This is a genomic window from Paraburkholderia sp. SIMBA_054 (genome assembly GCF_046534875.1).
Lineage (GTDB): Bacteria > Pseudomonadota > Gammaproteobacteria > Burkholderiales > Burkholderiaceae > Paraburkholderia > Paraburkholderia hospita.
Window position 1 is genome coordinate 25,282 of the sequence record NZ_JAWRXV010000004.1, and the last position, 17,815, is coordinate 43,096.

A 17,815-nucleotide genomic window follows, 5' to 3' on the forward strand; every position below is an offset into this window, starting at 1 on the left:
GTTCGCCGCCGGGAGAAGCGTTCAGGGTATTGACGCAACTGTCCGTCTCAGCGCGATGGCGGGACGTGTCAGATTGCGGTCCTGATCGCTCGCCCGCCAATTTGCACCGTCCCGTCCGCGTATCGCGCCATCAGCGTACACGGCTGGCCGAGCGCGTCGCCTTGCAGCAGCGTAATGCTTCGCTTCAGCGACAAGGCCAGCGCACCAGCCGCCACCCCCGTCGCAGCATCTTCGAAGCGCGGGTCGAGATGATTGAAGTTCCGCCCCGCGTAGATACCGTCATCAAGGCGGCAATACACGTACATGCCCGAAACGCCGTGTTTGCGGCTCCATTCTGCAATGCCTTCGAGATCGGGGCGCAAGGCGACCAGCACGGATTGCTCTGCCACCTCTACCAGCAGCTTTGGGCTCCCCACCGATGCGAGCCCGGGTGTACCAATCACGTCAGTCGGTTCGACGCGAAGCAACCGCGCCGTCTCCGCGACATGACTGGTCAACGCCGGGCAAGGCTGCGCCTTCACGCCGACGAAGATTCCCTCGTCAACGCGCTCGACCTCGAGCGTCTGCCGATGCATGCTTGTGACGAACCGAACGCAACCGATGTCTGGGTGCCGCTCGAAGAAAACCGCGCCCGCCGCAAGCGTCGCATGCAGGCAAAGAGGGCTGCGGGCATGCGGGTAGTAGTAGTCGAGCTGCATGTCACCGGCCGCATCCGCTTCCACAAACACCGTAGCGCTTGCGTCTTGCCGCTGGGCGAACTTCAGCCGCTCCGGTTCAGCCAGAGCAGAGTCCTCGACGACGATCGCAGCGTTGCCACTCTCGTCATTGCGGCCGAAGCAAAGCATGCGATGGATATTCATGGTCGGTCGTGTCGCTGTCGAATTGCGTGGAGGTGGAAATTATCGCGCATTCCATCTCACTGGGTTGAGTCCACCGCCTCGACGTCTCCAGTCCGCTGCTGACGACGAACTGATCGCACCTGGCTTTTTTCATCGCGGAGTCTTGATCGATTCGTGCACGTTTGTGCACGTTTACATTCTTGTTCATGCACGATATGATGCAAACATGAATGACGACATTCCCCTCGCACGACGCGACGAGATCGCGAACCGGCTCGCCCAAGGCCAGCCTGTCATCGCGGCCGTGCTCGCTGCTGAGTTCAATATTTCGGAAGACGCGATCCGTCGCGACCTGCGCGCGCTGGCAACGGAAGGCCGCTGCCGCAGGGTCTATGGCGGCGCGTTGCCGATCACGCCCGCGTCCGCACCAATGGCGGCCCGCATGGACCTGGCGCGCGAGCGCAAGTCGGCGCTGGCTCGTTCAGCCGTGCCGCTGATTCAATCAGGCGAGCTTCTGTTCCTCGATAGCGGCAGCACCAATCTCGCGCTCGTCGACGTGTTGCCGGAGGAAAGCGAACTCACCGTGGCGACCAATTCCATCGACATCGCCGCTGCCGTGCTTCGCCGCTCCGATCTGCATCTCATCATGATCGGTGGATCGGTCGATCCGGCCGTGGGCGGATGCGTCGATGCGAGCGCGGTGGAGGCCATCGCCCAGTTGAATATCGATCGATGCTTCATCGGCTCGTGTGCAATATCGCCGAAGAGCGGGATCAGCGCATTCGGTCTCGCCGACGCGACGTTCAAACGCGCGGTCCTCGCGGCCAGCGAGCACAGCGTGGTACTCGCGCTCACCGACAAGTTCGACGCCCGTGCGCCTCATCGGGTCGCCACGCTCAAGGCGATCGAATGCGTGATCGTCGAACACGACCTGCCGCGCGCGGAGCGTACGGCCCTGTCGAAATCCGGCCCGTCGGTTGTGAAGGCCGAGCCGCCCGCCAGCCTGTGAGCGCGCGGCCAACTCATTCAGGACACCTGTGACAATGACGTTCGACCGACCCGCCGCCCGACTCGCGACGCGCCTTGCCTTCCTCGTGGCCGGATTCGGTGTCGCGTGCTGGGCGCCGCTCGTGCCCTTCGCCAAGCAGCGGCTTGGCGTCGATGACGGCGTGCTTGGCCTGCTGCTGCTTTGCCTCGGCCTCGGATCGGTGATCGCGATGGTGATCACAGGCGCGCTCAGCGCGCGATACGGCAGCAAGCCGATCATCGTCGCGGCGGGATTCGGCCTGGCCGTCGTCCTCCCGTTTCTGACCGTTGTCAGCACACCGCTCACACTGGGTATTGCCTTGCTCGCGTTCGGCGCGTCGCTCGGTTCGCTCGACGTCGCGATGAATATCCACGCGATCGATGTCGAGCGGGCGGAGGGCCGGCCTTTGATGTCGGGGTTTCATGCGCTGTTCAGCATCGGTGGCTTTGCTGGATCGATGGTGATGACCTTTCTTCTTTCGATGCACATCGGCCCGCTCGAAAGCACATTGTTATGCGCCATACCGATGCTCGGCGCAATCGCCGTTGCACGGTCACGGCTGATCGAAACGCCTCACGCGAAAGAAGGTCCGCTATTCGTCGCGCCACGCGGCATCGTGCTGGTGCTAGCCGGACTCACAGCAATCACGTTTCTTGTCGAAGGCGCACTGCTCGACTGGAGCGCGCTGCTGATCACGGGCGCGGGACTGGTGGCTGCTGCGCAAGGCGGAGTCGGTTACATGATTTTCTCGGTTGCGATGACGGCTGGCCGTCTGGGCGGCGACGCGGTGACCGCACGCGTCGGGGACCGCGCCATGGTGTTCTGGGGTGGATGGGTCGCGATGGGCGGCTTTGTTGTTCTGTTGACCGCCCCGAGCGCTGCGATTGCGATGGCAGGCTTTTTGTTGATCGGTCTTGGCGCATCCAACGTGGTGCCGGTGCTGTTTCGTCAGGCGGGCTCGCAACGCGCGATGCCATCGGCGCTCGCTGTCGTCGCGATCACGACGACCGGTTATGCGGGGAATCTCGTCGGCCCGGCGGGTGTGGGGTTTGTTGCGAATGGAGTGGGACTGCCGGGGGCGTTCTGGATGTTGGCTGCTCTGCTTTGTCTTGTGCCGTGTTGTGCCCGGTTGGTTACGGCGAAACGGTCGCAAGTGGACTTGTCGTGAGCTTCTGTGTGACGTTGGCTTGTGTGCGATCGGGTTTGACGTAGCGCACTGAGCAATTGCGTGTCCAATCAATCGCTTGCTGACGGGAGGAGCATGCAGCAGCTCGCCTTGCCCTTCGCCGGCAACCGGCAACCGGCAAATCTGCGACCTTCGGTATGCCCGTCAGCACGCTCTGTCTATGTCGCCCGGCGCGATATGTTCGAATGTCCTCGGTCAGATAGCGTGACTTTCACAACCAACGCTCATATTTGAGTTTCCGAAACAGCACAAGGCAACCCGTAACCGTGGCAAACAATGTCACCGGATAACCCCAGGCAGTTTTCAGTTCGGGCATGCTCTCGAAGTTCATCCCATACAGGCTGAAGATCACCGTTGGTACTGCGAGGATAGCGCCCCACCCGGCCAGTCGCTTGACGACCTCGTTCTGCCTCACAGACACGAGCGCCAGATTGACATGCATGGCGTTAGTCAGCATCTCGCGCATGTCGTCCGTGATGGTCGTTATCTGATGCGCGTGATCCTGGACATCGCGCACTTAGGCTCGCAATTCCTTCGGAACAATATCTTCATGGAACCGGATGAGTTGATTACAAATGTCGTCCATCGGAACCGCGGCATTCCGCAGTTTGAGGAGATGGCGCCGAAGGTCGTATAGCTTCGCAACTGCCACCTGGTCAAAGTCGGACTTGAACATGTCCGACTCGATGCGGTCGAGTTCCTCCTCGAACCGGCTGACGATCGGCAGGTAGTTATCGACCACGAAGTCGAGTATCGAATACAGCGCGAATCCTGGACCCTTGCTCAGCAGCTTCGGATTCTCCTCTACACGCGTACGAATGGCGGCATAGCTTGACGAGGCGCCGTGTCGAACCGTGACGAGGAAGTTTGTCCCCACAAACAGGTGAGTCTCGCCGTACTGCACGTCACCATCTACTAGTTGCGCGGTCTTGACCACGATAAAGAGCGAGTCGCCGTACGCCTCGATCTTGGGCCGTTGGTGTGCCTGGAGCGCGTCCTCGATAGCAAGGTCATGCAGGCTGAACTCCTCCTGGATCTTGCGCAGAAATTCGTCGTCAGGTTCCCAGATGCCCACCCAGACGAATGTGTCCGGCTCTTTCAACACCTCGCTGATGTCGTCGATGGTGACGTCGCCCAAGCGTCGACCCGCCCGGTAAGCAATGCTGTTGACGACCATGCCCATTTTCTGCTCCTTCGTGTTGTCTCGATGGATCCTCGGTTGGGTTCCAGGTCGCGTGCTGATGAGCCAGGTTCCCAGTCTGTCAAACTGCAATCAACGTGGGCGCCGACGTAGCGTCGCGACCAGATGCACGGTCAAGCCATCGCGAACAGTCGCAAAGCGGGCCCAACCAGGTGGAGCATGCACGGCGTTACCGGCGGCACATGTTTTGACAAAAAGGTAGCGCTCCAGAATTGACCGTGCGCAGACGTCATCTGGCGACGATCCAGAGCCAGCAACGTCGAGCCGTGCGGCCGGAGCGTGCACTGAGTTCGCGAAGCGCCTCTCGAAGCCGCGTCAGATCGCGAATCCTGGTCTCCACGCCGATGAGATGGTCGCCCACCATCTGGTCAGCTGTGGCGCAGGCGCGCCGGAGATGGCGGGAAAGATCGGGCAGCCTGCGGCGTTCACCGATCGGAGCCATTCGATAAGTCATCCGCGCCCGGATGACCGCTTACGTGAACACTTCCGCGTGGCGCAGTCAGGGCCACCACCGGTCGCCTCAGGCCGATGAAGTGCCTCCCGTCCCACAATTTGAATGGCCGCTTCTTTCGGGCGGACAGACGCCCGAATGCCCACATCCCGTCGCTTGCGAAGGTCGCCCGTGGATTATCGGCTTAGGGCGGCCTGGGCCCGTTGCAGCCACTCGCTGTTATGTTCGCGGGCGTGGCGTGGCCAATGCCTGGCATCGTGCACGATCTCAGCGTAAAGTTCGCGCGCACGCTGGCGGTCGGCCTCGTCGGGCTGCGCCACCAGCCAATCGGCGTACAGGCAACGCGGTGCGGCGTCGCTCGCGCTCGCGAGCGCGATATCGAACGCGGCGCGTGTGCCTGGCGCGCCAAGCGCGGCCAGAACCCGCGCATACAACAAGGCAGGCTCCGGCTGCCGACGGGCGAGAGGATCGGCGGCGAACAGCTTTTCCAGCACGTCCTGCGTGGCCGCAGCATTGCCGTTGGCAAACTGCGCACGCGCCAGCCCCAGGAGCAGAGCCGGATCGGATGAGAATGGCCCGCTGGCCGCTGCCTGGTAATGCTCCAGGGCTTCGGCGGCATTTCCTGCAGCGAGAAGCGCGGCAGCCAGACGCATGCGATGCTCGACGGTCGGCGCGCGATCGAAATACGTGCGCGCCTCGCGCACCGCCCGGTTGGGATCGACAAACTGCGAAATGGCCCTCGTTGCCGTCCTTGCCCCACGCGACTGGCGCAGGGAGGGCAAGTAAATGACAAAGAAGTAGACCGCACTGCCAAGGCCAGGGAAAAGGAACAGGATCAGCAGCCAGTACATGTTCTGCTGGTTGCGCACGGCATGCACCGCAAAGAACAGGGCGATGATGACGTAAAGGCTGATTCCGAAGATGCGCATTGACGGGAAGCTCAGTTGTAAGGCGCTGCCGACGGTACGTCAGCGAAACGGCCGAGCGTTATTGTGACAGAAGCGAGCTGCCATGCCTGGTAGCTCCGTTGGCGCCTTCCCGCGCCACTCCTGGTGAGCCAACTACAGACCCGACCTGCGCCCCGGAAAGCGACACTGTGTGCGTAGAACGTCGCTATGATCCTTTGCCTCTGGCGGCTGTCTTCTGCGCGACGTTCATGTATAGGTGCTCAGGCTGGCCAGCTTGAACAACGAGCGCGGCCACGCCCACATGGCGTGGCTTCGCACAAGCCACCCGCTTGCACCGCTATAATAGAGGGCTGGAGACGCGGTGGCGGAAGGCGTGGCACGGCAGGTCGCCGGTCGAATTTCCACGGAATTTGCCGGGCGCCCGGGCAGGACGGGGTTAGCGCGGCGCGTCGGCGTCTATGAGGCAGGCGGTTTCGGCGTCCAGGCTTGCATCAGCTTCATCGCCTTCCGGGTTGGCAATGGGACGCCGCAAGATGGCGGCTTTGGCGGGATCGTTCGATGGACAGGCTTGCCCCCTTTCATGTGCCCCCGGTCATCGTACGATCCGGTCGCGTGCTTGCCTGATGATGACTTCGGGGCGGAACAACCTTCCCCACCCATGCTCGCTTCAGTTTCTCATCGTGAAGAAGTTGCTTGAGTTGTCCGGCCTGGTCAGTTTGCAGCCCCGCGTACAGCTTTTTCCGCCGATGGAAGGTCTGCATCCGGGATGCCCACGTAGCGAACAACGCCGCCATCAGCATGCCGGTCTCCACCTGTTTCAACACCGCCACGATTCCGTGGTGATCACATTTCAGTACTCATGCTACGTCTAAGCGAAGTCAAACTCCCGCTCGACCATCCCGAGAGCGATCTCGAAGCCGCGATTCGCGCGCGCCTCGCGGATCTCGGCGTGCCGGCAGACGGGCTCCTCCGTTACACCGTGTTCCGCCGTGCGCACGACGCACGCAAGCGCTCAGACATCAAGCTGACCTATATCGTCGATGTCGAAGTCAAGGACGAAGCGGCCGCGCTCAAGCGGATGGCCGGCAAGCCGCATTGCGGACCGACGCCGGACATGGCGTACCACTTTGTCGCGAAGGCCCCCGAGCACACAGATTCCCTGCGCCCGGTCGTGATCGGCATGGGGCCGTGCGGCCTGTTCGCAGGACTTATCCTCGCGCAGATGGGGTTCCGTCCGATCATCCTCGAACGCGGCAAAGCCGTGCGCGAGCGCACCAAGGACACCTTTGGCCTGTGGCGCAAGTCCGTACTGAACCCGGAATCCAATGTGCAGTTCGGCGAAGGCGGGGCCGGAACGTTTTCCGACGGCAAGCTATACAGCCAGATCAAGGATCCGAACCACTACGGCCGAAAGGTGCTGGACGAATTCGTCAAGGCGGGCGCACCGGAAGACATCCTGTATCTGAGCCGGCCGCACATCGGCACTTTCCGCCTCGTCAGCATGGTGGAAAAAATGCGCGCCAACATCGAGGAACTGGGGGGCGAAGTGCGCTTCGAAACCAGGGTCGAGGACATCGAAATCGATCAGGGCAAGGTGCGCTCGCTCAAGCTCTCGAACGGCGAAACGCTGCGGTGCGATCACGTGGTGCTGGCCGTGGGCCACAGCGCGCGCGACACCTTCCAGATGCTGCACGATCGCGGCGTTTATATGGAAGCCAAGCCTTTTTCACTGGGGTTTCGCATCGAGCATCCGCAGGGGCTGATCGATCGCAGCCGCTTCGGCAAGTTTGCGGGCCACAAGCAACTCGGTGCGGCCGACTACAAGGTGGTCCATCACTGCAGTAATGGACGGGCCGTCTACAGCTTTTGCATGTGCCCTGGCGGCACGGTGGTCGCGGCGACCTCCGAGCCGGGCCGCGTGGTCACCAATGGCATGAGCCAGTATTCCCGGGCCGAGCGCAACGCGAATGCGGGTATCGTCGTCGGCATCACGCCGGAAGACTATCCCGGCGGTCCGCTGGCCGGCATCGCGTTCCAGCGCAAATGGGAAGAGCGCGCATTCGAACTCGGCGGCGGCGATTACCACGCGCCGGGTCAACTGGTCGGAGATTTTATCGCCGGCCGGCCGTCGACATCGCTTGGCGCGGTGGTGCCATCGTACAAGCCGGGCGTGCGCCCGACCGACCTCAGCACCGCGCTGCCCGACTACGTGATCGAAGCAATCCGTGAAGCACTCCCGCAGATGGATAAGAAGATCGCAGGCTTCGCGATGCACGATGCAGTGCTCACCGGCGTGGAGACGCGCACGTCGTCACCGCTGCGGATTCGACGCAAAGACGATTTCCAAAGCATGAACGTCGACGGTCTGTATCCGGCCGGCGAAGGCGCGGGGTATGCGGGCGGTATCTATTCGGCGGCCATCGACGGCATCGAAGTGGCGCAAGCGTTGGCACTCAATCTGACATCGGCGCACATGCCCTGAAGTGCCGGACAGGATCGGCGCGCGAAGGTCCCATAGCTCAGTGAAGCCGACATTCGAATGTCAGCATGAAAACCCGGGGGCCGGCGCTCGTGTAGCGGCGGTTTGACAGGCGCGAGACGGCCGGCGGATACTGGGTCGCGCGGTCGCCCCCTCGTGCCCGGCGCCGCGCGTTCCGGGGGAGCGCCGTGAAGCCAGGTGCCACAGGTTCCGCGTCCGAGTCTGCGTCTGCAAGCGGTGCCGCACCGCGCATGACGACCGCCGGCCTGCTCGGCGACCTGACGGCGGGCGCCGTCTCGACGCTCGTCATGCTCTGCTACGCGATGAGCCTAGGCACGCTGATCTTCAGCGCGGACCTCGCGCGCTACGCCGAACTCGGCGTGCCTACCGCGCTGGTCAGTTGCATCGTCACGGCACTGGTGATCGCGCTGACCAGTTCGATGCGCCTGAATATCGCCGGGCCGGACAGCAACGCGACGGCATTTCTCGCGGGCGTGGCAGCAGGCGTCGCGAGCAGCGTGCGTGCTGACGGCGGCTCGCCGCAAACTATTCTTCTGACTGTACTGATCGCCATCGCCCTGTGTTCGGTGATGACGGGCATCGTGCTGTACGCGATCGGTTCGTCGAAGCGCAGCCGTTCATTGCAGTTCCTGCCGTATCCCGTAGTCGGCGGATTTCTGGCGGGCACCGGTTATCTGCTGCTGGCGGGCGCATTCCGCGTGCTGACGGGCGCGTCGCCGCAGTGGCACACCCTGCCCCTGATCACGCATCTGCACTGGCTCGCGTGGATGCCGGCGCTGTTCATCGGCGTGCTCACCACCGTTCTCACGCGCGGCCGGCAGCACATTGCCGCGCTGCCATTCGTGCTCGCGTGCGGGATCGTGCTGTTCTATCTTTCGCTGCACTTCGCCGGACTCTCCATCGACGATGCGCGCAACATGGGCCTGCTGCTGCCCCACGTGAAGCTGCACTTCTTCCCGGATATGCACATGCCCGCGCCGCTCGCGAATGGCGCCATCGACTGGGCCGCGATCGCGGCGCATCTGCCGGAGACGCTCGTCGTGACGTCTGCGTCGGCGATCACGATCCTGATGAACTCGACGGCCATCGGCGCGGCAACAGGCGAGGACGTCGACCTGAACCGCGAAATGCGCGCGGCGGGCCTTGCCAACATCGCGAGCGGGTTGCTGGGCGGGATGGTCGGCTATCAGTCGTACAACCGCTCGATGCTCAATGCGCGCGCCGGCGCGACGAGCCGCATGGCGGGCGTATTCGCGGCGCTCGCGTGCCTTGTTGCGCTCATGGTATCGCCCGATCTGGTGGCCCTCTTTCCCGTCCCCGTGCTGGTCGGGCTGCAGCTTTTCATGGGGCTGCGGCTACTGATGCAATGGCTGATCGGTGCGTATGCAAGGCTCAGCTGGTACGAGTACGCGCTCGTGCCCGGCATGCTTGCCGTCGTGGCGCTCTATGGCGTCGTTGCGGGCGTGATCGCGGGCGTCATTGCCGCGTGTGTGATGTTCACGCTGCTGTATGGACGCGTTAGCTGCGTGCGCATGGCATTCGATGCGACCACGCGCACCTCGACCGTCGAGCGCAGTATCGAGGATGCCGCGCGTTTGCGCGAACTCGGCACGCAGGTGTGCGGGATGTGCCTGCAGGGCTTTCTGTTCTTCGGCACCGCGAATTCGATTCTGCAACGCGTGCGCGAACGGCTCGAAGCAAAAGATGCCGTATCCGTGCGCTACATCGTGCTCGACTTCGCGTCGACCAACGGCATGGATGCGTCGGTATCGATCGCCTTCGTGAAGCTGCGGCAACTATGCGCGTCATCGGGCGCCGACCTTGTGCTCACCGCGTTGCCGGCGCGCTCGCGCAGTCTGCTCGTGAGGACAGGTACGCTGAACTTGCGGATACACGAGTTCGCCACGCTCGATGCGGGTCTCGAATGGATCGAAGACACGCTGCTCGGATCGGGTCCCGCGATGCAACTATCGGGGGAACAGAATTTCCGTACGACACTCGCTCCGCATTTCACGCCATCTGCGCTGGAAAGGCTATGTGAGTGCCTCGAAGTACGCGATCTCGACGCAGGTCAGCACCTGTTTTCGCGCGGCGAGCCGGGCGACGCGCTGTATATCGTCGAGCGCGGACGCGTCGCCGTTTCGCTGCCGCTGCCCGACGGCCGGCTGGTGCGGCTGCGCTCGTTCGGCCCCGGCACGGTGGTCGGCGAAATGGCCGTGTACACGCAGACCACTCGAAGCGCCGATGTGATCGCCGAAACGGCGACGCGCGTTCACCGTCTGTCGGTGCCCACACTGCTCGCGCTCGAACGCGAAGACCCCGTCACTGCACAGCAGTTTCACCGCTTTCTGGTCAAGACGATTGCGTCGCGGCTCGCTGTTGCCGATGAAGCGCTGCGCGCCGCGTATTGATCGTCAGGTGTAAAAGGCGCGCTAGCCACGGTCAGCTGGATCGTTCTCGACGAAAGCCGTTAGCGGTGACTATGAAGCGTGATGGTCGCTTTGATTGCTTGCGGCCCAACCGGCAACGCGCAGTCTACGAAAAGTCAGTTGATCTGCTTACGTCTCCCCACGCGTCGATAGCCGTTTGCATCGTGGAAAGCTTTCGTCGTACAACACTCAACGCATCGCTACCAAGCAGGAGGTGGACGGGTGGATCGGGATGTTCGACGAGATCCAGCAGCACGCGCGCAGCCTTGTCCGGGTCGCCCGCCTGTCTGCCGTCCTTCGCCTGGCGGGCCTGGCGAACGGGATCGAATACCACGTCGTAGTCCGCAATGCTGCGTTCAGTGCGCACCATCGAGCGGCCCGCCCAATCGGTGCGAAACGAACCCGGCGCGACGGCCGTCACGCTGATGCCGAAGCCGCGAACTTCCTGGGCCAGCGAGTCGGAAATCCCTTCGAGGGCGAACTTGCTGCCGCTGTAGTACGAGATGCCGGGAAACGTCGTGAGGCCCGCCATCGACGTCATATTGATGATGTGACCGGTTCGGCGCACGCGCATGGATGGCAAGACAGCCTTGATCATCGCAACGGCGCCAAACACGTTCACGTTGAACTGATGCAGCAGTTCTTCGAGCGAAGATTCTTCGAGCGTGCCCTCGTGGCCATACCCCGCATTGTTGACGAGTACATCGACCGGCCCGGTTCGTTCAGTCACGCCTTCAACGGCCGCATCGATTTTGGCGAAATCGGTTACGTCGAGCACCACACCATGAGCACGGTCCGGCTGCAGTTGCTCGAACGCGTCTTTCGCCGCCTCGCTCCTGACCGTACCGATGACGACGTGTCCGGCCGACAGCGCAGCTTGCCCAATAGCGCGCCCAAATCCAGAACTCGCCCCCGTAATCAGGAACACCCGTTGCCGAGATTTGCTCATGGTAACGACCTTGCCAATGCGTGATTGTCGATAGGACCGGGTATCGCTTACCCGGTGACGACACTGTACTTGCGCCAGGCTGGCCGATGCATCGAGCGCGGATCAATTCAGTTTTTCGGGCGGGGAACAAGTCGTCCATCAAGGCGCTGCTCGCCCGTGGGTTCCACAAGCCGGGCGACGTTGAAGAGCGACTGGGGTATTACCTTGGCCGGCTCGCGAATTGAACCGGCGCGCGACGTGGTTCGCAAGCGATCGTCTTTAGCGATGCTCGCAGTATTCAGATTTTCAAATGACCATGAGCTAGAACCGTCGTCCGATATATATCGAACTGCCCGCGCACGCGTTGGATACTCGTTTCGAGCACGTGCATTTTTCGCGGAGGCCGGTGAATCAGGACTCGTATAAAGTCCGTTCGGCTTGCTACCGACTCACATCAACCGCGAGTGTCGATCCAGTGGCATGCCCAGCTTCGCGCGTAATCGACCGCGTCGGCCTCGTCGACGAAATAGTCGAGCGAAAAGAATTCGTATTGATTCGGTGAGCGTCGTGCGCCATCGCGCTCGAGCAGCAGATTCGCGGAAAACAGACCATCGGGCAGGCAATGTGCAGACGGACGTACGGTATAACCCCCGTATTGCTGGGTTGTTGAATTTTGCATTTGTCTTTGATGTTTTGAATTGTATTAGTCACGCCTGGAAAGCATGTGCCGCTGAGACGGCAACCAGCATGACAGAGGCGGCTTCGCGCCGTTTAAGATGCGACTGGCAAGCGCCAGTGCGGGAGACGTGGAGCGTGGACTTCGGGGATAAAACGAATCGGGGCCACGATCGGGCCCCGCACAGCTACGCCTTAAACCGGCGTGATGTTTGCAGCTTGCACGCCTTTGGGGCCGCGCTTCGTTTCGAAGCTGACCTTCTGGCCTTCAGCGAGGCTCTTGAAGCCATCGCCGCGAATTTCGGAGAAGTGCGCGAAAAGGTCGTCGCCGCCGTTATCCGGGGAGATGAAGCCGAAGCCCTTTGCGTCGTTAAACCACTTTACAGTACCGGTATCCATACGAATCCTTGAAACAGAAAAATTGAAGAGATTATCGCTCCAGAGTTTGGAGCCAAAGGATCAAGGAGGGAGAGGACAACGAATACCGCCGAGGGGCAACGGAACTATTGATGAACAGCAATCGAACTTCTTGAACTTCGGGGCACATTAACACCTGTGCGCCACAATTGCAAGGTTTCAGTGAACTGGCCCGGGTAATTCTCGACCCGGCGCCAGTCAACGTCATCGAAACGAGCCGCTCCGCTGAGCCGCCACTCGCCAGACAAGCGCCTCAGAAGCCACACGAAGATTGACGACGCGGGGTCAATACAACTTCCTTGGCGGCAGCGCGCGGCGAATCTGTTTGCGCAACCGGGCCACGGCGGCCGCTTTCTTGCGTTTGCGCTCCGTGGTGGGCTTTTCATACGCCGTGCGCGCACGCAACTCCGCGATCAGTCCATTATTCTGGATTGCACGGCGGAAACGTCGAAGCGCAACTTCGACGGGCTCATTGGGTTTGGGGATGACGGTAGTCAGATCGTTCCTTGAGTCTTGATTCGATTGATGAAAAAGCCGCGCATAGCTAGCGCGTCGTCCGATGCAGACGGCAGAAGACACTTCACTGTACACGCGAAATCTCCAGACCGTCTGGTAATTTGCACAGTCTTCGCCGGGAGCGAGGCAACGGGAGCCCCGCCGCATGGACCGATCGCAGTAGATTCTTGCGACAAAGATTGTCGTTGCAACCAGCCTCGTCAGAACGAATGCCGGACACCGACAATCGCGCCGAGCTGGCCGATGCCAGCTGCGGGCGTCGTGCCGCCGCCGCCCGCGCTGACGGAATAGCGCGCGTGCGCGCTATTCCACAGGTACGCGACGTTGCCGTAAACAGCCGTTCGCTTCGACAGGAAGTAGGTGGTGCGCAGGCTCGCCAACGTTGCGCGTGCGTCCTGCTGCTGCACGACGACGCGGTAGGCTTCTCCATCGACGGCAAGTACGGGCGTCACATAGTATTGCGCGCCGAGGTAGAACAGATTCGAGTGCACGTCGCCACCCGGTCCGTTCGATTCGACGCGGCGGCCGATCCATCCGCCGCCCAGCTTCACGCCCGCGACATTCACATAGCCGTTCGCCTGCAGACGCGCATCCTTGTCGCCGCTGCCGCGAATCGCAAACGGCGCGACGCCATCGAAGAAGTTTGCCGCTGCATTCGTGCCGCCGCGTTGTTCGTCGTACGCTGTGGCCACGCCGAAGTAGGTGCCGTCGTACTTCAGCATCGCACTCCATTCGCGGCATTGATTCACATCGCCGGGCACCTGTCCTGCGCAGGTCCCCTGCCCTGGAGAATTGCCCGTCCCCGCGCCGTCGCGTCCAAACGACCAGGACGCGCCGAATGTGAATCCATAGAACTTGCCTTTGTAGACAACCGTGTTGTCGCTTCTCGCGTTCGGCAAGAACGCATCCAGCGCGCCGATGCCGTAAATGTCCGGCCCGAGAATATCGGCATCCGACATCGCCCAATACGACATCGTGTATTGACGGCCAAACGTGAGCGAACCCCACGGCCCTTCGAGTCCAACGAGCGCCTGTCGTCCGAACAGCCGTCCGCCCTGCCCCGAATCGCCTCCGCGCAGGTTGAATCCGCTTTCGAGAATGAATACGGCCTTGAGTCCGCCACCAAGATCTTCGGCGCCGCGTATCCCCCAGCGTGAAGGCAGTTCACCCGTGATGCCCGGCATACGGATGACATGATCACCTGCGGCATTTGCATGGGAAACATACTCGATGCCCGTGTCCAGCACGCCATAAAGCGTGACGCTGCTTTGCGCAAATGCGGACGCGCTGAAAAGCCCCGCTGCCAATGCCGCAACCCTGCCGTATTTCATGAAGTCTCCTTGACTGCGAATCATTATTTCGGATGACGAACTTAACTGTCTCCGGATGAGTGCATGCCAGGCGAGCTTAGGGTTGGACAATAAAAGCAACAACGGGGAAAACCTCAACGCCTCCATGCAGATCGAAGCGACGAGGAAAAAGCGGAAGGATTTTGCTACTCGAATTCGATTCGAGCGGGTGGCAATTCTTCTATCGACAGCGCGATACGCGGGACAAATCTACTGATACAGAGATGATGCGCACACGTAGCGCGATGAAAAATTCGAACGTGAAATGTATTCAATCCAATCTTGAACGCGCCGAATCGGCGGGTGCGGCTCGCTTGAGCAATCGCATGTCAAAGCCAGCGTCTGACTCGCGAACAATAGTCGGCGTACCGTTGCGCGTGCAACCGGAACATGTGCGCCTCTTCGAATCTGACCTGAATCTGGACGAGCAACTCGGACATCGCCCAGATCACCAGCACAGGCCACGTTCCCACCACCAGCAATTGGCCCAGTATCGTTGCGCGGATGCCGAGGTAGATAGGATTGCGCGAAAGCGCGAACGGGCCTGTCGTGATCAGTTCGGTTCGCGTGCGAGTATCGACGCCCATTCGCCACGCGGTTCCCATCGTGGCCTGAGCGCAAATCACCCATATCAGCGCTACAACCATGCACGTGACGCCAATCCACCGTGTCCATTCCTGATCGAACCATTGCGCGACGAGTTGTCCGCGTTCGCCAGTGATGCCGTAAAACGCCAGAAACATCCCGTCGACGACGGGCAGCCAAAAATAGAAGCATCGCGCGACAAAGTCGTGCGCCGATTCGCCGCGCGAGAACGACACGGCGTCGTGTCGGTTCGTTCGCGCAATCAACATGCGCCCGACAACAGCCGTTGCGCCAAACACACCTGCGTGAACGAGAGGAAGGAATCGCCAGAAATCGGAACCGGTGAAGTGCATAACATGGAGATGCAGTGACCATTGTGGACCGGCATGTTCTCACAACGCGCAATGGAACATCGGCAAGCTGGGCATGCACGCGATAGCGCGCGGTCCATCTCGCGCCGCTCAAGATGAACGACCGCACTATGAATAACGTGCATTGTGGACTTGCAATAGTTTCGCTTCTTCGAGCGGTATGGCTATGGCATCTTGAAACGGCCATCAAGCACATCGGAAGCGCGCATCGCCGCGGCGGAGCAGACGTGCAAGGCACTCAATCCACGGAGGAAACGCAATGTCTCAAACCCCCACTACAAGTACCAAAGACCAGCTCGTAGCACGCTGTCTGCCGTTTCTCGAAGAAGTGAGAGACATGACTACAGGCGTCAAGGTCGAGCAATGGCTGAACACGAAATACGGCGTCGATAGCGAGTTGTACAAGGATCTCGCCCGCCTCATTACGCTCGGCGTAGAAGAAGGCTGGGCGGCCGATGTCGAGATTTCCGGCCCGAAGTACCGGCGTGCGCGGCTCGTCGCGCCTTCTGCGGAAACGTTCTTTTTCAGCATCACGGCGGTGCTGATGAACAGTACCGACAATGCGCAGAACAACCCTGAAGACGCGTTTCGCGGCGACTACCATTCGCACCCATATGGCGAGTTCAATCTCGTCGTGCCGCTCAACGAAGGCGCCGCGCTCGCCGGCCCAAGCGGATGGTGCTACGGCGGCTGGACCGCGCCCGCACCAGGCAGTCACCACTTCCCCGAGGCAAAAGGCGGGGCGGTGATCGCGCTGTTCTTCTTGCCCTCGGGACGCATTGCATACGACATCACGCCGCCCGTACACTGAACTGCACAAACACTGCGAGCCTCAACAGAGGCTCGCAGCAATCGCATCCAGCTTCAACAGTTCACCACTAGTGCGCGAGCGATTCGCCCTCCGCCACATCCTGCACGCCTGCGCTCGAACACGTCGCCTGCTTGATCAACAGGGCCACGCACGCTACCGCGCCCGATACCGCAACGACCGTGAAAATGCCTGGCAGACTGACCTGCTGCCGCGACAACTCCGCGACGAGAAACGAACCCGCGATTCCGCCGAAGCGCCCGACGCCAAGCATCCACGCGACACCCGTGCCGCGTCCCGCCGTTGGATAGAACGCAGCCGCGAGAGCGGGCATCGACGCCTGCGCGGTATTCACCAGCACACCGGCGATAAACACCGCGCACATCAGCATGCCGATATCGCCGACTGCCTGGCCAATGGCATACACGCTGATCGCACCGAATGCATAAGCGGCGGCCACGACGCGATTGGGATTGAAGCGGTCCATCAGCATGCCGCATAGCACCGTACCCACGCCGCCCAGCGGAAACAGCGCGGACACGAGCGCCGCGCGTTGCGGGCTCAGTCCCGCATCCTTGAGAAGAACGGGCATCCAGTTGACCAGTCCGTAGAAAATCACGAGGCCCATGAAGTAGCACAGCCACAGCATCACGGAACCGAGAATGAATGAACGCGACAACACGATACGAATGCCGCCACTCCCCGGTGCGTGCCTGACCGATTCCTGCATGACGAAAGCATGCGCAAAACGCGCGTCCGCACTGATGCGCACCATGACGTTGCGAATCTTCTCTACCGGCTGCTGTCGCGCCACCATGTAACGGATCGACTCCGGCAACCTGAACGCGAGCACCACGGCGAGCAGCAACGGCACTGCGCCGCCGAGCAGCAGAACGCTGCGCCAGCCGAACTGCGGAATCATCCACGCAGCGAGAAATCCGCCCAGGGCGGCGCCCAAAGGGAATCCGCAGAACATCAGATTGACGATCGTGGCGCGTCGGCCGTCGGGGCAGTACTCGCTCATCAGCGTGACGGCGTTCGGCATCGCGGCGCCAAGTCCGACGCCAGTGACGAAACGTAGCGTCGTCAGTGCGGTCAAATCCTGCGCGTAAGCCGAAGCGAAACACGCCACGCCGAACAGCAGCACGGACAAGGTCAGCACGAGGCGTCGACCGCACCTGTCCGACACAGGCCCTGAAAGTAAGGCGCCGCAAGCAAGCCCAAAGAGTGCGGCACTCAGCACAGGCGCAAGCGCCGCCCTGCCGATATGCCACTCCGACAGCAGCGAAGGCGCGATAAAGCCGATCGCAGCCGTATCGAAGCCATCCATCAGCACGATGACGAAGCACATCGCAAATACGAGCCACTGAAAGCGGGAGAAAGGGTGCTCGTTGATGAGCGCTTGTATATCGACAGTCCGGGTCTCTTCCATTGCATCCTCACTGATGGGATTGAATTGCCGGCGTCGCCACGTCAGCGCTTGCTGCGTGCCTCGCCGATCTATCGGGGGCCAAGGTTAAGAGCGCCAAATACGGCCAACAACCCGGCGAAGCACGCACGCGGCGCGCACATGCCCCTCGCGCGGCGTGGCAAGCATCGCGCGATGCGTTCGGGTTGAATCGAGA

Annotated in this window: 14 protein-coding genes and 1 pseudogene; 5 read left to right on the forward strand and 10 right to left on the reverse strand. The window is 61.5% G+C overall.

Features of this window, described 5'->3' with window-relative positions:
* Positions 1-68: 68 nt before the first annotated feature.
* Positions 69-860 carry a PhzF family phenazine biosynthesis protein gene (locus tag SB822_RS06095; protein WP_086915530.1) on the reverse strand — a complete coding sequence of 264 codons (792 nt, stop codon included), beginning with the start codon at positions 858-860 and terminating at the stop codon, positions 69-71.
* 205 nt (positions 861-1,065) lie between these two features.
* Here SB822_RS06095 and SB822_RS06100 point away from each other — a divergent pair, with 205 nt between their 5' ends.
* A complete protein-coding gene (locus SB822_RS06100; RefSeq protein WP_410854296.1) occupies positions 1,066-1,848 on the forward strand; it encodes a DeoR/GlpR family DNA-binding transcription regulator in 783 nt (260 codons plus the stop codon).
* A gap of 34 nt (positions 1,849-1,882) precedes the next feature.
* The gene (locus tag SB822_RS06105) at positions 1,883-3,034 is read left to right on the forward strand and encodes an MFS transporter (protein WP_007730370.1); all 1,152 of its coding nucleotides are present in this window, start codon (positions 1,883-1,885) and stop codon (positions 3,032-3,034) included.
* A gap of 229 nt (positions 3,035-3,263) precedes the next feature.
* Here the strand turns inward: SB822_RS06105 and corA are convergent.
* Positions 3,264-4,235, reverse strand: a pseudogene (gene corA, locus SB822_RS06110) (magnesium/cobalt transporter CorA).
* Between the two features lie 645 nt (positions 4,236-4,880).
* Entirely contained in the window at positions 4,881-5,633 is a 753-nt protein-coding gene (locus tag SB822_RS06115; protein WP_079488059.1) for a tetratricopeptide repeat protein, read from the reverse strand.
* 838 nt (positions 5,634-6,471) lie between these two features.
* On the opposite strand from SB822_RS06115, the gene SB822_RS06120 reads away from it, so the two are divergent.
* Both SB822_RS06120 and SB822_RS06125 read left to right on the forward strand, forming a co-directional pair.
* Positions 6,472-8,094, forward strand: coding sequence for an NAD(P)/FAD-dependent oxidoreductase (locus SB822_RS06120; RefSeq protein ID WP_079488058.1), 1,623 nt, complete (start codon positions 6,472-6,474; stop codon positions 8,092-8,094).
* 185 nt (positions 8,095-8,279) lie between these two features.
* Positions 8,280-10,523 carry a SulP family inorganic anion transporter gene (locus tag SB822_RS06125; protein WP_410854297.1) on the forward strand — a complete coding sequence of 748 codons (2,244 nt, stop codon included), beginning with the start codon at positions 8,280-8,282 and terminating at the stop codon, positions 10,521-10,523.
* Between the two features lie 124 nt (positions 10,524-10,647).
* On the opposite strand, the gene SB822_RS06130 is transcribed toward SB822_RS06125, so the two are convergent.
* The 6 genes from SB822_RS06130 to SB822_RS06155 all read right to left on the reverse strand — a co-directional run bounded on the left by SB822_RS06130 (position 10,648) and on the right by SB822_RS06155 (position 15,280).
* Positions 10,648-11,490, reverse strand: a complete 843-nt coding sequence (locus tag SB822_RS06130) for an oxidoreductase (RefSeq protein ID WP_410854298.1) — start codon at positions 11,488-11,490, stop codon at positions 10,648-10,650.
* Between the two features lie 433 nt (positions 11,491-11,923).
* A complete protein-coding gene (locus SB822_RS06135) occupies positions 11,924-12,148 on the reverse strand; it encodes a hypothetical protein (protein ID WP_079488055.1) in 225 nt (74 codons plus the stop codon).
* 191 nt (positions 12,149-12,339) lie between these two features.
* A complete protein-coding gene (locus SB822_RS06140; RefSeq protein WP_007580847.1) occupies positions 12,340-12,543 on the reverse strand; it encodes a cold-shock protein in 204 nt (67 codons plus the stop codon).
* Positions 12,544-12,846: 303 nt separating this feature from the next.
* The gene (gene rpsU, locus SB822_RS06145; RefSeq protein ID WP_039900353.1) at positions 12,847-13,059 is read right to left on the reverse strand and encodes a 30S ribosomal protein S21; all 213 of its coding nucleotides are present in this window, start codon (positions 13,057-13,059) and stop codon (positions 12,847-12,849) included.
* A gap of 218 nt (positions 13,060-13,277) precedes the next feature.
* Entirely contained in the window at positions 13,278-14,408 is a 1,131-nt protein-coding gene (locus tag SB822_RS06150; RefSeq protein ID WP_410854299.1) for a porin, read from the reverse strand.
* Between the two features lie 347 nt (positions 14,409-14,755).
* A complete protein-coding gene (locus SB822_RS06155; RefSeq protein WP_410854300.1) occupies positions 14,756-15,280 on the reverse strand; it encodes a methyltransferase family protein in 525 nt (174 codons plus the stop codon).
* A 361-nt stretch (positions 15,281-15,641) separates the two neighbouring features.
* Here SB822_RS06155 and SB822_RS06160 point away from each other — a divergent pair, with 361 nt between their 5' ends.
* On the forward strand, positions 15,642-16,193 hold the full coding sequence (locus tag SB822_RS06160) for a DUF4863 family protein (protein ID WP_410854301.1): 552 nt from the start codon (positions 15,642-15,644) through the stop codon (positions 16,191-16,193).
* A gap of 67 nt (positions 16,194-16,260) precedes the next feature.
* Here the strand turns inward: SB822_RS06160 and SB822_RS06165 are convergent, their stop codons facing one another.
* Positions 16,261-17,622, reverse strand: a complete 1,362-nt coding sequence (locus SB822_RS06165; protein ID WP_410854302.1) for an MFS transporter — start codon at positions 17,620-17,622, stop codon at positions 16,261-16,263.
* Between the last annotated feature and the right edge of the window lie 193 nt (positions 17,623-17,815).